13 protein-coding genes are annotated in these 15,230 nt (G+C 68.6%); 8 read left to right on the top strand and 5 right to left on the bottom strand.

Annotated elements, in window-relative coordinates:
* Window positions 1-149: 149 nt before the first annotated feature.
* The 3 genes from OB895_RS07165 to ligD are packed head-to-tail and all read left to right on the top strand — an operon-like array spanning window position 150 to window position 4,847.
* Window positions 150-2,603 (top strand): ATP-dependent helicase, encoded by a 2,454-nt coding sequence (locus tag OB895_RS07165; protein WP_042539251.1) that lies wholly within the window; start codon window positions 150-152, stop codon window positions 2,601-2,603.
* Between the two features lie 26 nt (window positions 2,604-2,629).
* Complete coding sequence (locus OB895_RS07160; RefSeq protein ID WP_311879649.1) at window positions 2,630-3,754, top strand: SseB family protein; 1,125 nt, start codon at window positions 2,630-2,632, stop codon at window positions 3,752-3,754.
* Between the two features lie 40 nt (window positions 3,755-3,794).
* The gene (ligD, locus tag OB895_RS07155; protein WP_311879647.1) at window positions 3,795-4,847 is read left to right on the top strand and encodes a non-homologous end-joining DNA ligase; all 1,053 of its coding nucleotides are present in this window, start codon (window positions 3,795-3,797) and stop codon (window positions 4,845-4,847) included.
* Between the two features lie 3 nt (window positions 4,848-4,850).
* Here the strand turns inward: ligD and OB895_RS07150 are convergent, their stop codons facing one another.
* Both OB895_RS07150 and OB895_RS07145 read right to left on the bottom strand, forming a co-directional pair.
* Window positions 4,851-5,894 (bottom strand): ATP-dependent DNA ligase, encoded by a 1,044-nt coding sequence (locus OB895_RS07150; protein WP_311879645.1) that lies wholly within the window; start codon window positions 5,892-5,894, stop codon window positions 4,851-4,853.
* Window positions 5,895-5,946: 52 nt separating this feature from the next.
* On the bottom strand, window positions 5,947-7,398 hold the full coding sequence (locus tag OB895_RS07145) for a phytoene desaturase family protein (protein WP_311879643.1): 1,452 nt from the start codon (window positions 7,396-7,398) through the stop codon (window positions 5,947-5,949).
* 41 nt (window positions 7,399-7,439) lie between these two features.
* Between OB895_RS07145 and OB895_RS07140 the strand changes: the two genes are divergently transcribed.
* Window positions 7,440-7,925, top strand: coding sequence for a hypothetical protein (locus OB895_RS07140; protein ID WP_056375837.1), 486 nt, complete (start codon window positions 7,440-7,442; stop codon window positions 7,923-7,925).
* 9 nt (window positions 7,926-7,934) lie between these two features.
* Here OB895_RS07140 and OB895_RS07135 read toward each other — a convergent pair whose 3' ends face one another.
* Window positions 7,935-8,879: an SDR family oxidoreductase gene (locus OB895_RS07135; RefSeq protein WP_311879640.1), complete on the bottom strand. Its 945-nt coding sequence runs from the start codon at window positions 8,877-8,879 to the stop codon at window positions 7,935-7,937.
* A gap of 123 nt (window positions 8,880-9,002) precedes the next feature.
* On the opposite strand from OB895_RS07135, the gene OB895_RS07130 reads away from it, so the two are divergent.
* Window positions 9,003-9,887, top strand: coding sequence for a helix-turn-helix transcriptional regulator (locus tag OB895_RS07130; protein WP_079112391.1), 885 nt, complete (start codon window positions 9,003-9,005; stop codon window positions 9,885-9,887).
* Between the two features lie 27 nt (window positions 9,888-9,914).
* Here the strand turns inward: OB895_RS07130 and OB895_RS07125 are convergent, their stop codons facing one another.
* Complete coding sequence (locus tag OB895_RS07125; protein WP_311879639.1) at window positions 9,915-11,150, bottom strand: acyl-CoA dehydrogenase family protein; 1,236 nt, start codon at window positions 11,148-11,150, stop codon at window positions 9,915-9,917.
* A 78-nt stretch (window positions 11,151-11,228) separates the two neighbouring features.
* Entirely contained in the window at window positions 11,229-11,891 is a 663-nt protein-coding gene (locus OB895_RS07120) for a TetR/AcrR family transcriptional regulator (protein WP_311879638.1), read from the bottom strand.
* Window positions 11,892-12,038: 147 nt separating this feature from the next.
* On the opposite strand from OB895_RS07120, the gene OB895_RS07115 reads away from it, so the two are divergent.
* From OB895_RS07115 to OB895_RS07105, 3 genes are read left to right on the top strand one after another with little or no spacing between them, the layout of a single operon-like run.
* On the top strand, window positions 12,039-12,461 hold the full coding sequence (locus OB895_RS07115; protein WP_079112394.1) for a hypothetical protein: 423 nt from the start codon (window positions 12,039-12,041) through the stop codon (window positions 12,459-12,461).
* Window positions 12,461-13,675, top strand: a complete 1,215-nt coding sequence (locus tag OB895_RS07110; protein WP_311879637.1) for a S8 family peptidase — start codon at window positions 12,461-12,463, stop codon at window positions 13,673-13,675. The genes OB895_RS07115 and OB895_RS07110 overlap by 1 nt, the downstream gene beginning before the upstream one ends.
* Complete coding sequence (locus OB895_RS07105; RefSeq protein ID WP_153302146.1) at window positions 13,668-15,107, top strand: hypothetical protein; 1,440 nt, start codon at window positions 13,668-13,670, stop codon at window positions 15,105-15,107. Before OB895_RS07110 ends, OB895_RS07105 begins: the two co-directional genes overlap by 8 nt.
* The last annotated feature ends 123 nt before the right edge of the window (window positions 15,108-15,230 follow it).

Raw genomic sequence — 15,230 nt, 5'->3', positions numbered from 1 at the left:
CTCCGCACGACGGACGGCCTGGTGCACGATGACTCGTGCGCCAGGCCGTCTTCGCGCGCACCGTCGGAGAGGGCGTTCCGCGCCTCGTCGTCCCTGCGGGACTTCCACCCGACGGCAGTGTCGGTGGCGCGGCCTAGACTCATAGAGCCATGACCGAAGCCCCCCTCATCGTTCCCGGATCCGTCGGCCCCCGCTCCACGGGAGCGCAGGGACAGGACGACCTCCTCGCCGGCCTCAACCCGCAGCAGCTCGAGGCGGTGACCTATCGCGGACCCGCGCTGCTGATCGTCGCGGGAGCCGGTTCGGGCAAGACCAGCGTTCTCACCCGCCGCATCGCCTCGCTGCTGAGGGCGCGAGAGGCCTGGCCCAGCCAGATCCTCGCGATCACCTTCACCAACAAGGCGGCCGGTGAGATGCGCGAGCGCGTCGAGGCGATCGTCGGCGACGCCGCTCGGGGCATGTGGATCTCGACCTTCCACTCCGCCTGTGTGCGCATCCTCCGCCGAGAGGCCCAGCAGTTCGGGTTCACCAAGTCGTTCACGATCTACGACTCGGGCGACTCGCGCGCCCTCATCAAGCGTCTGGTCAAGCAGCACGAGGCCGACGCATACGGACTCACCCCCGGAGCCGTGCAGTCGCGCATCTCGAAGCTCAAGAACGAGCTGTCGGACGCCGACGCCTATGCGCGTCAGGCGAACATGAGCGACCCGGCCGAGCGGATCTTCGTCGAGCTGTTCGCCGATTACCAGCGGCAGCTGCAGAAGGCGAACGCGTTCGACTTCGACGACCTGATCGGGCAGACCGTCCACCTGTTCCGTGCGTTCCCGCAGGTCGCCGACACCTACCGCCGTCGTTTCCGTCACGTGCTCGTCGACGAGTATCAGGACACGAACCACGCCCAGTACGCGCTCATCCACGAGCTGACGCGGCCCGTGACGGGCGAGAGCCCAGACCCGTATGCCTCCAACGGCATGATGATCTTCGAGCCTGAGACCACTCCCGAGCTCGAGGGCGCCTCGCTCACCGTGGTGGGCGACTCCGACCAGTCGATCTACGCCTTCCGCGGTGCCGACATCCGCAACATCAGCGAGTTCGAGCGCGATTTCCCGGGCGCCCGTGTCGTGCTGCTCGAGCAGAACTACCGCTCCACGCAGAACATCCTTTCCGCGGCGAATGCCGTGATCGGCAACAACTTCGACCGCAAGGACAAGAAGCTCTGGAGCGACAAGGGCGACGGTGACATGATCGTCGGCTTCACCGGGTATTCGCAGCACGATGAGGCGCAGTTCGTGGCCGACGAGGTCGAGGTGCTGCACCGGGCCGGAATGCCGTACTCCGAGATGGCGGTCTTCTATCGCACGAACTCGCAGTCGCGCGCCCTGGAAGAGATCTTCATCCGCTCGGCCGTGCCCTACAAGATCATGGGCGGCACGAAGTTCTACGAGCGCGCCGAGATCAAGGACGCACTCGCCTATCTCGTCGCGGTCGCGAACCCCGCCGACGAGATGGCGGTGCGACGCATCCTCAACAAGCCGCGCCGGGGCATCGGCGACGTCACCGAGACGGCGATCGCCCGCTTCGCCGAAGAGCATGACATCACCTTCCGCCAAGCGCTCTCGGTGCCGGATCAGCTGGGCTTCGGCCCGAAGATCCAGGCCGGCATCGCCCAGCTCGATGCCGTGCTGGCCGAAGCGACCGAGATCATGCTCCCCGCTTCCGGTGAGGTCCCCGCGCCCACCGCCGTCGCCGACGGGCTCAGCGTGCTGCTGTCGAAGAGCGGCTACCTCGACGCGCTGCGTGCGAGCCGCGACCCTCAGGACGAGGCGCGCGTCGAGAACCTCGACGAGTTCGTCGCCGTCGCACGAGACTTCGCCCGCAACAACCCCGACGGGACGATCGTCGACTTCCTCACGGAGGTCGCCCTCGTCTCCGACGCCGACGACCTCGACGACGAGTCGGGCTCGGTGTCCCTGATGACGATGCACACCGCGAAGGGGCTCGAGTACGACGCGGTGTTCGTGACCGGCGTCGAAGAGGACCTCATCCCGCACCGCATCTCGGCCGGTGAGCCGGGCGGCCCGCAGGAGGAACGTCGACTCTTCTACGTCGGCATCACCCGCGCTCGCAAGCGTCTGCACCTGTCGCTGGCGATGACCAGGGCTCAGTTCGGAGAGGTCTCGGTCGCGATGCCCAGCCGATTCCTGCAGGAGATCCCCGCCGGGCTCATCGACTGGCGCCAGTCGCCAGGCGACGTCAACTCCCGCGGGGGCATGCAGTCCCGCGCGCTCAACGCACGCAGGGGAGGCGGATTCGGGGGCTCCGGTTCGGGCGACCGTTTCGGGGTGAAGCAGCTGCCAGGACGCGACTCGCTCAAGCCGCTGTCCACGGCGATGGACAAGTTCCCCAACAGGGTGACGGCGAAGATGCGCGACAACGGCGACCTCGAACTCGCCGCCGGTGACCGCATCCGCCACTCGGACTTCGGCGAGGGGCGAGTCGACGCGGTGACGGGCGAGGGGGCGAAGCGCATCGCTCACGTGCGTTTCGATTCCGCCGGCCAGAAGAAGCTGCTGATCAAGGTCGCGCCGATCGAGAAGATCTAGCCCTGTAGCGGGTTAGGCTGGCTGATATGGCCCTGTTCTCTCGCCGCAAGAAGTCCGCTGACGATGTCGTCGCCGACCACACCGAGACCGAGGAGTCTGTCGTCGACGCTCCGGAGGTCGCGGAGACACCCTCCGAAGCCGCCGAGGTCGCGCCCACCATCGGGATCTCCGTGCAGGCGTTCCGCGGCGTCGGCGCGCAGGCCGGACCCGAGGTCGAGCTGCCCGATCCCGACGCGGCTCCCGCGGCATCCGCACCGAATGCGTCGCCTGCTCCCGCGGCGCCCGCTCCTGCGCCCGTGGCCGAGCCCGAGCGCAAGCTCCCGCTGGCACCTGCGCTGCCGCCCGAGCAGACCGAGACCGTCGCGGGTATGAAGGACAACGTCCTGCTGCGCGAATCGCTCAAGGAGGTCGAGCAGGGCGCGACGAACGAGCAGCTTCTCGGAGTTCTCCGCCAGGCGCTGCAGGGCCACATGTACATCCGGGTGAACGGCGATGCTCGGGCACAGATCAGTGAGGGCAAGCCCCTCGCGGTCGCCGTCGTGCGCGATGGTGAGCGCCAGTTCATGCTGGCGTTCAGCTCGGCTGCCGCCGTGCGAGACTCCGTGCAGCTCGAGAAGGACCCGACGGCGACATCGGCCGTCGCACAGCCGGTCACCTCGGTACTGCAGCAGGTGGTGTCCGGAGATTTCGCCGGCCTCATCGTCGACAACGCCTCGGCACCGCACCGCGTGGTGTTCCCGACCGAGCTGTTGCAGAAGGCTCTCGAGCAGGCGGATGTCGACATGACCGTCAAGTCGCTCATCGCCGCACCGCGCGAGCAGGACTCTGCCTCCAAGGTCGGCGAGGCGCTCGCGACCAAGCGCATGTGGGTGGCCGTCAACGAGGGCAACCCCGGCGGGCAGGTCGGCATCGCCGAAGCGCAGACGCCTGACGGCAAGCGGTTCCTCCAGCTGTTCTCGCACCCGCTCGAGGTGCTCGCGCTCGGACGTGGCGATCGACCGCTGCCCTTCGAGCCGCTGCAGCTGGCGAAGATCCTGTCCAGCCACGTCGATATGGCCGGTGTCATCATCGACCCGGCCGGGCCCAGCATCGTGGTCGAGCGCGAGGCGCTCACCTCCGTGCTGATCCTGGCGATCGATATCGACGACTGACGGGCTTCCGCGCGTCGCACCTGCCCCCTAGGGTCGGAGCATGGCCTCAGAACGCGTGCCCCTGACCGTCATCGATCCTGATGGGGAGCGCGAGGTCGTGCTCTCCAACCCGAACAGGGTGGTGTGGCCGAAGGACGGCATCACGAAGGCCGAGCTCGCGGAGTACTTCCAGCTCGTGAGTGCTCCGTTCCTCGAGGCGAACGGCAACCGTCCCGTCTCGCTCGAGCGCTTCCGCGACGGACTCGGCAGCGACGGCTTCTTCTCGAAGAACCCGCCCAAGGGCACGCCCGACTATGTCGACGCTGTCACGGTGACCTACAACAGCGGGCGACGGCATCCGCAGATCGTGCTCAATCGACCGAGCGCCATCGTCTGGGCGGCGCAGATGAACACGATCGTGTTCCACCCGTGGGCGTCGCTCGCCTCCGACCCCGACAACCCGGTCGAGCTGCGGATCGACCTCGATCCGCAGCCGGGAACCGGGTTCGCCGACGCCGTTCCCGCCGCACACGCGCTGAGAGAGGTGCTCAGCGAGGTCGGTCTCGACGCGTTCGTGAAGACCAGCGGCAACCGCGGGCTGCATGTGTTCGCCCCGATCGAGCCGACGCACGAGTTCCTCGACGTGCGGCACGCCGTGATCGCGGCCGGCCGAGAGCTGGAGCGACGGATGCCCGAGCAGGTGACGAAGAGCTGGTGGAAGGAGGAACGAGGGGAGCGCGTCTTCATCGACTTCAACCAGGCCAACCGAGACCGCACGATGGCCGGTGCCTACAGCCCTCGCGCTCTTCCCGGAGCCACGGTCTCGACGCCGGTGCACTGGGATGAGCTCGACGGCCTCGACCCCGCCGCGTTCACCGTGCGCAGCATCCCGAAACGACTCGATGAGATCGGTGACCCGTGGGCGGGCAAGCAGAGCAGCCCGGGCCGCATCGACACCCTGCTGGAGTGGTGGGAGCGCGACCTGGAGGCGGGGCTGGGCGAGCTGTCGTTCCCGCCCGAGTTCCCGAAGATGCCGGGGGAGCCGCCGCGTGTGCAGCCCAGCAAGAAGGTCGAGGCGAACTGGGATGCGAACGGCGACCCGATCGACGAATGAGGCTCAGCCGATGACCTCGGCCAGGTCGTATCCCTCCACGGTCTCGAGCTGATCGTAGGTGCACGAACGGGCATCTCGATCGGGGCGCCAGCGCTCGAACTGCACGGTGTGCCGGAACCGCGAACCCTCGAGCTGGTCGTAGCGGACTTCGAGCACGAGCTCGGGTCGCAGTCGAACGAACGACACGTCCTTCGAGCCGCTGAAGCGCGAGCGCTCTCCTTCTCCGGTGACGGCATCGCCTGCATCGTCGCGCTCCACCAGCGGGGCGAGCTCCTCGACGAGTTCCCTCCGGCGCACATCGCTCCATGCCGCCACGCCGCCGACCTGGCGCAGCGTGCCGTCGGAATCGTAGAGGCCCACGAGCAGCGACCCGACCCCCGATCCGGATCTGTGCACACGATATCCGAGCGCGACCACGTCGGCCGTGCGGGCGTGTTTGACCTTGACCAGGGTGCGCTTGCCCGGCGCGTACGGCTGATCGAGCGGCTTGGCGACCACTCCGTCGAGGCCTGCGCCTTCGAACTCCGCGAGCCAGCGCACGGCCGCATCACGATCGCGGGTGGTGCGGGTGATGTGCAACGGATGCTCGACCCCGGCCATCAGCGTCTCCAGGCGCTCGCGCCGCTCGGCGAACGGGGTGCTCGACAGGTCTTCATCGTCGACGGCCAGCAGGTCGAACGCGATGAACATCGCGGGCGTCTCTGCGGCCAGCCTGGCGACTCGCGAGGCCGCGGGATGGATGCGCTGGCTCAGCGCTTCCCAGTCGAGTCGCTGCGCGCCCTCAGTCCCCGTGGCGACGACGATCTCGCCGTCGAGCAGGCACGGGCCAGGGAGAAGCCGGGGGATCGCTTCGACGAGCTCGGGGAAGTACCTGGTCAGAGGCTTCGCTCCGCGGGAGCCGATCTCGACTGTCTCGCCGTCCCAGGCGATCAGCCCACGGAATCCGTCCCACTTGGGCTCGAACAGCAGTCCGCCGGTGGTCTTCGCGGGGTCCGGGACGGATGCCGCCGCCTTCGCCAGCATCGGAGAGGGGATCTCGTAGCGCATGGGTCCATCCTGGCGTCGCCGACGCTGTCGCAGAAGGGGGACTTCGGGGATGTCAGCCGAAGAGGTCGCCGAGCGAGACGCGGGCGCCCGCATCCTTCAGCGCCGTTCGGGCAGCGTGCCACCCGGCCATGCCGTTGACCCCTGGACCCGGCGGGGTCGATGCCGAAGCGAGATACACGCCGCGCATCGGTGTGCGCCAGGGCGCTGTGCCGAGCACGGGTCTGCGCAGCGCCTGCGGGATGGTGAAGGCGCCGCCCAGGATGTCTCCGCCGATCTCCGACGGGTTGATCGCCTCGCGCGACGACGCGGGCACCGAGTGGTGGGCGAGGACGAGGTCGCGGAAGCCGGGCGCGAACCGTTCGACCTGACGGGTGACGAGCTCGGTGGCGTCGAGGTCGGAGCCCTGCGGCACATGGATGTACGCCCACAGCACCGCCTTGCCCTCGGGCGCCCGACTCGGATCGAAGACCGACGGCTGCACGGACAGCACGTACGGGTGATCGCTGATGCGACCACGGGCGACGGCGTTCTCGCTCTCCCAGATCTCCGCGGCCGATCCTCCGATGTGCACGGTGGGCGACTGCCCGACCTCTGCGTTGGCCCACGGGATGGGCCCGTCGAGAGCGAAGTCGACCTTCGCCGCAGCCGGTCCGTAGCGATAGTTGCGGATCGCCCGCGCGTACGACGCGGGGATGTCGGGATGAGTGAGGGTGAGCCGGGGCGACGTGTTCAGCATCAGCAGATCGCCGCGGGCGGGGTCGCCCCAGTCGAGGGATGCCAGGTCGGTGATGTGGGCGCCTGTCTCGACGGATCCGCCATGGGCCTCGATGTCGGCGACCATGCTGTCGGCGATGTTCTGCGCACCGCCTCGCGGGTACATCCATCCCCCCGCGTGCGCCTGCGCGGCCAGCAGCAGTCCGGCGGCTGCGCCGGCGAGGGAGGGGAGGGGAGTGTTCGCATGCGCCAGGACGCCCGCCATCAGGCCGGCGGCCTCTTCGGTGCGGAAGGTGCGGCGGGCCAGGGGCGTGCCCTGATCGAGCATCCGCAGTGCGAACCGGAGAGCCGTGATCGGCTCGTGAGGAACTCGCAGCATCTGATTGCCGGTGAAGTCGACGACACCCTCGACATGTGTGCTGAGCGGGCGCAGAAGCGACAGCCAGGCGCGCTCGTCGGCACCGAGCGCCGCGGCGGTGCGCTCTATGTCGCGCCAGGCGATGCCGGCTCTGCCGCCGTCGAGCGGGTGCGCGTAGGAGATGTCGGGAAGAATCCATTCGACCCGTTCGGCGAGGCCGAACGCCTGGAAGAACGTCGACGACAGCGCGGCCGGATGAACCGCGGCGCAGACGTCGTGGCGGAAGCCGGAGAGGGTCGACTCGGCTGTGCGGACGCCGCCGCCGATGGTGTGCGCCGCCTCGAGGACGCGCACCTCGTACCCCGCGCGGGCGAGGGTCACGGCCGCCGCCAGGCCGTTCGGTCCGGAGCCGATGATCGTCGCGCGTGCCATTCGGCCAGTCTTCCATGCCCGGGCGTGAGATCCTTGAGGAAATGAATGAAGTTCAGGGCCCGACCCCCACAGGCAACTCCCGTCCGTACCGAACCCTCGCGGAGGCGCTCCGAGCGCACCGCATCGCCGAAGAGAACCACGAGTTCATCGCGGCGATCACGGATGCCGTCGGCATCTCGTCCTACATCGACCGAGGCCGCTACATCGAGGCGATCCGCCGCGGCGAGGGCGCCTCGCTGCACATCGGCAAGACCTACACCAATGGCTTCGCCGAAGACGAGGTCGTCGTCGTCGGCTCCACGCCCCTGCGTCTGCGGCCGAGCGAAGGCCGTGCTCCGTACTTCTTCGTGACGCACCCGAGCGAGTTCCGTCCCATCGCTCCGGTCAAGGCGAAGCGCAGCACGACTCCCCGAGTCGCGGCGGCGCCGAAGGCCGAGCGTGCGACGAAGACGAGCGAGCGCGACTACGGCGTGTGCGACGTCTGCTTCATGGTGAAGACGCCGGCCGGGGGTTGTGGCTGCGACTGACGCCCGCGATCACGGTGCCTCGAAGGGCACGCCGGTGAGCTTCTGCGACACGTCCCAGATCCTCCGGGCCGACTCATCGTCCCGCAGACGCGAATAGAGCTTCTGAGGTGCGGGCGGGCCGCCGAGGTGACCGATCCCCGACGGCCCGTAGAACCCTCCGCCGACGGCATCCGCTGAGGTCGCCGCGTAGACCGCAGGAAGTCCCGCGGACTCGGCCGTGCCGACGATCAGGCCTCGGCGCGAGAGCGCGTCGATGACGCGGCGCCCTGACGTCTGAGTCGCGCGGCCGAGATCCGGCTGCGCGGCCAGCAGGTTCGTCGGTGCGACCCCCGGATGCGAGAGCATGCTGGCGATGCCCCATCCCTCGGCCTCGCTGCGTCGCTGGAGCTCGAGCGCGAACATCCCGAACGCGATCTTGGACTGGCTGTACGCGCGCATCCCGTTGTACGAGCGCTCCCACTGCAGGTCGTCCCAGTTGATGCCTCCGCTGTCGGCCGCGATGCTGATCTGCGACACGACCCTGGCCGCGCCGACCATGAGCAGGGGGAGCAGCCGTCCGACGAGCGCGAAGTGCCCCAGATGGTTGGCGCCGAACTGCAGCTCGAAGCCGTCCGCCGTGGTTCTGCGGTCAGGGGGCGTCATCACTCCGGCATTGTTGATGAGGATGCTGATCGGCTCTCCCTCATCTCGCAACGTGGCGGCGAGTGCGGCGACCGAGCCGAGCGACGAGAGATCGAGATCCCGCAGCGAGATGCGCGCATTCGGAGCCGTCTCGCGGATCCGTGCGATCGCCACGTCGCCCTTGGCCCGGTTGCGGACGGGCATCACGACCTCCGCGCCTGCGGTGGCGAGACGGGTGGCGATTCCCATCCCGATTCCGTCGCTTGCTCCGGTGATCACTGCGCGCGCGCCGTGCAACGGCGGGATGGTCGGCTCTGCGTTCTTGCGTGGCATGTTCTCTCTTCTTCTTCGTCGGCTCCGATGCTCTCCCGTGTCCGTCGTGCGAACCAGGGATCGTCGATCCGTGGATCGCAAAGGGGCCGGCTGGTAGAACGGAGTCGACGGCGGGAGAAGCGCATGGCGGTGGACCGGCGGGGGCTCGCGGAGTTCCTGAGAACGAGGCGCGAGGCGCTGCAACCCGAGGATGTCGGGCTCGCACGCGGAGAGCGGCGACGCACCGGCGGCCTGCGACGGGAGGAAGCCGCTTCGCTGTGCCACATGTCGACCGATTACTACGCACGGCTCGAACAGGAACGCGGACCTCAGCCCTCCGACCAGATGGTGGCGGCGATCGCCCAGGGACTGCACCTCTCACTGGCAGAGCGAGACCATCTCTTCGCCCTCGCCGGTCACACGCCGCCGGCGCGAGGGGCCGAGAGCGACCATGTGAGCCCGGGGATGCTGCGGATCTTCGATCGACTGCACGACACTCCCGCCGAGGTGGTCACGGAACTCGGTGAGACTCTGCGTCAGAGCCCGTTGGGCAGCGCCCTGGTGGGGGATCTCGTCGGACTCCGCGGACCTTCGCGCAGCATCGGATATCGATGGTTCACCGACCCCTCCGCGCGGTCGATCTACGACCCGGAGGATCACCCGTTCCTCTCTCGGCTGTGGGTGTCGGGGCTGCGCGAGATCGCCGCTCGTCGGGGCCCGGGATCTCGAGCGGCGCGTTATGTGGACCTTCTGACCGATCGGAGCGAGGAGTTCCGACGAATCTGGAAGAAGCACGAGGTGGGTCTCCGCCCCGGCGCCACCAAGCGCTTCATGCACCCCGAGCTCGGGCGGCTGGAGCTCACCTGCCAGACGCTCGTCGATCCGGAGCAGTCGCACTCCCTGCTCGTCTACACCGCGGCGCCGGGCAGCGAGAGCCACGAGAAGCTGCGGCTCCTCTCGGTGATCGGTGGTCAGAGATTCGTCGGCGATCCTTCACCGACCACCTCAGGCGGGAAGTCCGAAGGCTGACTCCCGACAGGCGAGCACCGCGCCGGGTCAGGCGAAAGCGCTCATCCCGGTGATGTCACGGCCGAGCAGCAGCGCCTGCACGCTCTCGGTGCCCTCGTAGGTGTGGATCGCCTCGATGTCGGCCATGTGCTGCATCACGCCGTTCTCGAGCAGGATGCCGTTGCCGCCGAGCAGATCGCGGGCGATCGCGGCCACGCGCCGTGCTGCGCGCGTGTTGTGGAACTTCGCCAGTGACGCCTGCGTGGGCCGCAGCTCGCCGGCGGTCTCGAGGTCTGCGAGGCGACGGCAGTAGAGCTGCATCGCGGTGAGATCCTCGAGCATGTGGGTGAGGCGTTCCTGCACCATCTGGAACTTGGCCAGCGGCTTGCCGAACTGGATGCGCTGGGTCGAGTACGCGAGCGCGGCCTCGTAGCAGGCGGTCGCGTGACCGAGAGCCGACCAGGCGACGCCCGAACGGGTCGCGTAGAGCACGACCGACGCGTCTTTGAAGCTCTTCGTCCCCGGCAGCACGGAGTCGAGCGACACGCGCACGTCGTCGAGCTCTATGTGCGCCTGGTGGATGGCTCGGAGCGATGCCTTGCCGCGGATCGGCGTCCCGGTGTATCCGGGGGTGTCCTGTTCGACGAGGAAGCACCGGACGGCGCCGTGCTCGGCCGCCGTCTCGTCATCGACGCGGGCCCACACGAACGTGATGCCGCCCGAGGCGCCGTTGCCGATCCACTTCTTCGCACCGCGGATGACCCATTCGTCGCCATCGCGGCGTGCGACGGTCTCGAGCGAGACGGAGTCCGACCCATGGTCGGGCTCGGTGAGTGCGAAGGAGCCGAAGACCGAGCCGTCGGCGAGGGCCGTCAGCCACTTCTGCTGCTGATCGGGTGAGCCGAAGAGCGCGAGAGTGCGCAGCGCGAGCCCGCCCTGCACCGCGAGCACGGTGCCGAGCGACCCGTCGCCGCGGGAGATCTCCATGTTCACGAGCCCGGCGGCGAGCGGGGAGAGGCGGGTGAGTGAAGGATGCTCGATGCCGTCGACGACCAGGTCCATCTCGCCCATGCGGCGAGCGGCGTCGAGCGGGTACTCGGCGCGGTCCCAGGCCTCCGCCATCTGCGGTCCGACCTCGTCGATGTACGCCTTGGCGCGATCCCAGGCCCGGCGATCGGCGTCGGGGATGTCGGCGAAGACGGCGTAGTAGTCGCTGTCCTGGCGTCCGGTGATGTCGTACGACGAGACGCGCTCGCCGGGGAGAGGGGAGGCTGCGGTGCTCATGGTGACTCCTTCGTGACACCAAGTATCGTACTCCTCGATACTCGGTTCCACGACTCCCTCGACGGGAGTCAGGCGGGGTCAGTCGAGCTGCGTGCGTAGGCGCCGGGTGACCTCGGCGATGGGCATCGAACGGGGGAACACGGCGACGACGACATCGTCCGGCGCTTCGGTGACCGCCTCCGATGGCACACCGTAACGGCGGCGGACGTCGGCGAGCGCCGTCTGCAACGTCGAGAGCGGCACCTTCTTCTTGCCGCGCAGCAGCTGCCGGAGCACATGGTTGTGCACCGCGGTGACGAGGGCGGAGAATCCGACGGCATCCAGAGGGTCGATGCCGGGAAGCGAGCTGCGCAGGTAGTCGTCGAACAGTCGCTCGTAGCGGAACACCGTGATGATCTCGCGTTCACGGAGCACCGGCACCTGACGCACGATCTGATAGCGCCGACGCGCGAGCTCCGGGTCGTGCGCGAAGTGGGCGAAGACCGATTCGGATGCTGCGCACACTGCGCCCCAGGGGTCGTCATGCCCCTCGGAGAGGAAGGTCCGCAGCTGATCGAGCAGAACCTCGTGGTCGGCGAAGACGACGTCCTCCTTGCCGCCGAACTGGCGGAAGAACGTCGACCGTGAGACCCCTGCGGCCTTCGCGATCTGCTCGACGGAGGTCTGATCGAACCCCTGTGTTGCGAACAGCTCGAGCGCAGCGGCCACGACGCCGGTGCGCAGTTCTGCGGATTCATGCATGGGACGAGCCTAGACCTCGGCTTCACGCGGTGCAGACGCCGTAATACACCGACCGCGGCGACGCGCTCTGTGCACTGTCGATAGCGTCGACTAACATGGGTCGCCGGAGGGTGGGGCGCGCTCGCGTCCCTGACGGAGGGGAAGATCATGGCAGCGCAGATCGGTGCTGACTTCGAGCAGATGCTCGAGAACATCCATACGCTCGTCAAGAGCATCGAAGCGGCCGGAGTGGGGTCGCGCGGAACGCAGATCGAAGGCCTGCGCACCAACACGACTGCGCCCTACATCGATTCCGCGTCCGACTATGCCGCCGGCCTCGAGGCGATGATCGCCGAGCTCAGCGTCAACACCGCCGCCTTCCGGGATGCGCTCAAAGCCGTCGTGGACCAGAAGCAGGAGTCAGAGCAGAACCTCTCCGCGTCTCTCGCTCAGATCGCGCAGGTCGTCGACGACCCGGCACTCACGCCGACCGCTCACCTGACCAGCACCGGTTCCGCTCCGGCGGAATCGGGTCCAGAGGCATCCTCGGGCACGACGGAGGACGACGGCACCGAGTCGGTCACGTACTGATGAGTGTTCGTCGATGGGGTGCCGTCGCGATGGCACTCGCGATCGCAGCGGCAGCGGCGACAGCACCGAGCGCGGCTGCGGCGCAGGACTTCTCGGCAGACGGGCCGCTCTGGTATCTGGACGCGATGAAGATCCAGGCGATCCACGACGCGGGGATCACCGGTGACGGCGTGACCGTCGCCGTTTTCGACGCCGCCCTCGACCCGGAGGTCTCCACGCTCGAGGGTGCGGACATCGAGGTGAGGCAAGCCGAGGGCTGTCCCGATCCGCTCTCGGGGAATCGCGACGACTTCGAGGGGCTGAAGCATGGGACGTCGGTGACGTCGCTGATCGTCGGAAACGGCACATCGGACTCGGGTGCGGGTCCGGTCGGGATCGCTCCCGGCGTGCGGATCCTCTATTACGGCATCCTGCAGGACTCGTGCGAGGGAGACACGTTCCCTGCTGCCCTCGACGATGCCGTCGCCCAGGGCGCGGACATCGTCACCATGTCGGGTGGGTTGAATCGACTCGCAGATGAGCTTTCGCAGGATTCCGTCGACAGCGTCGCCGCCGCACTGCGCGAGGGCGTGCTCGTCGTAGCCGGACTGCCGAACCGCGACACCGTCTGGGAGTTCGTGACGACCACCATCAACGGCGTCGTGAACGTCGCGTCCGTCGATGCGTCGGCGCAGGCGGCGACGCAGCTCGACGGTTCCGCAATGGTCAACGAGGACGTGGACATCGTCGCGCCGGGTATCGACGTCGCAGGCCTCGGCTTCGATCAGACGTGGGGGATGTCGGCGTGGTCAGGCAACTCGGCAGCCACTCCGATCGTCGCGAGCCTTCTTGCACTGGCGAAGCAGAAGTGGCCGGATGCCAGCGGGTCGCAGCTGCTGCAGTCGATGATCCGCAACACAGGCTCGACCCCGCATGAGCTGCAGTGGTCGGACACCTTCGGGCACGGGATCATCAATGCGACCCGTCTCGTGCAGGAGGATCCCACGCAGTATCCCGATGAGAACCCTCTCTTCAAGGACGACCAGTCGCCCTCGTTCGAGGAGGTGTTCTCGGCGACCGGCACCGAGCCGACCGGAGAGCCGAGTGCCGAAGACGGCTCGGGTCCCGGTGCGCTTCCGTGGATGCTGGGCGGCGGAGCGGTCATCGTGATCGCCGTCGCGGCGACTGCAATACTGATCGGCCGCAAGAAGAGTGGAGGACGCGCAGATGTATGACCCCAATGTGTGCACACCGACGATGTTCGAGGATGAGCTCCGGGCGCTGTCATCGATGAGCTCGTTCACGGACCCTGAGATGGAGTCCCGCCTGCAGGCGGTGGCGGAGCTGCGGAGAGCGATCCAGGCCGTGCGGGAGATCCCCGGTTGGACCGGCGACTCGGTGGGCGAGGCGCAGGTTCTCCTGGAGCGTATGGAGAAGAACGCGACCGCCATCGAGACGGCGTTGACGGACATGCGCTCGGGCCTCCGCAGGGCCGCGGACAGTGCGGCGGGCGCCGCATCCGCTGCGCTGCGGCGCCTGCCGTCAGCATCTGCGGACGGATTCATCGCCGATGCCCAACGCAATCTCGCCGGGATCACCGACGGATGGGGCGCCTTCGACACCGGCGAGGCTGTGGCGCGTGAAGAGGCGCGGCTCGCCGCAGAGCGGGAGGCCGCGGCGATCGAGGAGCTCAAGGCCATCCGCGGCTCGCTCACCGGAGAGGCGCGACAGAACTTCCAGGACCCCGGCACAGTGACGGTCAACACCTCCTCTGTCCCCCTTCCCGTGATCGACGTGGACGGGATCGACTCCCGTGTTCCCCCGGTCGGCAGCAATGGGCCGTCGGCAGGTGGCGGCTCGCCGCAGGGCGGCACCGGCGGCGGCAGCTGGACGGCGCAGCCTGGCGGAGGGTGGGTGCCCGGAGGCGACGGCGGCTCGGGCGTCGGCAATGGCGGCTCAGGCGGTGGCAACGGCGGCTCAGGCGGTGGCAACGGCGGATCGGTGGGTGACACCGACTTCGGCAACGGTGACTCAGGCGGTGGCAACGGCGGGGGCGGCGTCGGCACCGGCGGCGACGACGGCTGGGGCACCGTCGACCCAGGCGGATCCGGAAGCGGCGGCGCAGGTGACCCCAGCGTGGACTCGCCGATCGGCGGCACCCTGCCCGGGTACCCCGGCGGTGGCGGTGCCAGTGGCGGCGGCGGTGGCGGAGGTCTGCTCACCGGCGGATCCGGTGGTTCGGGCACGCTCGGCGCAGCGGTCGTGGGTGGTGCGGGAGCCGCGGCCCTCCTGGGCACGCGCTCGGCGTCTCTCGGCGGCACGGGCGGCGCGAGCCTCTTCGGCGCGGGTGGGAGCGGCGCAGGAGCCGGTGCTGGTGCGGCCACTGCCGGACGTGGACTGCTCGGCATGAGTGGTGCGACCGGCCCCGGAGGCATCGGGGCGGCAGGATCCGCATCCGGTTCGGCATCCGGCTCTGCCGGCGGTTCGGCCGCCGGCGCGGGTGGTCGTTCGATGGCTCCCGGCATGATGGGCGGAGCAGGCGACGACGAGAAGCGGCGCGAACGCTCGGGTCTCGGCGGCCCGATCGCCCCCAAGCTCGAAGACGATGAGGAGACAGGGCCCCGCTCGCGTTCGGCCCAGGCGGGCAGTCGCGACACGCTCCGCTGAACCCGATCTCCATACCGGTATGCGCTCCCGGCGGCCTCTTGGCCGCCGGGAGCGTTCAGTTCGAGGTAGTAGGCTGGGCGACTGGTCGATGTCTCGACATCGAGAGAATTACCAGACAGCAGC

Source organism: Microbacterium forte (assembly GCF_031885415.1).
Lineage (GTDB): Bacteria > Actinomycetota > Actinomycetes > Actinomycetales > Microbacteriaceae > Microbacterium > Microbacterium forte.
Note: the sequence above shows the minus strand (reverse complement) of the source record. Positions and strands in the feature narration are given on the sequence as shown.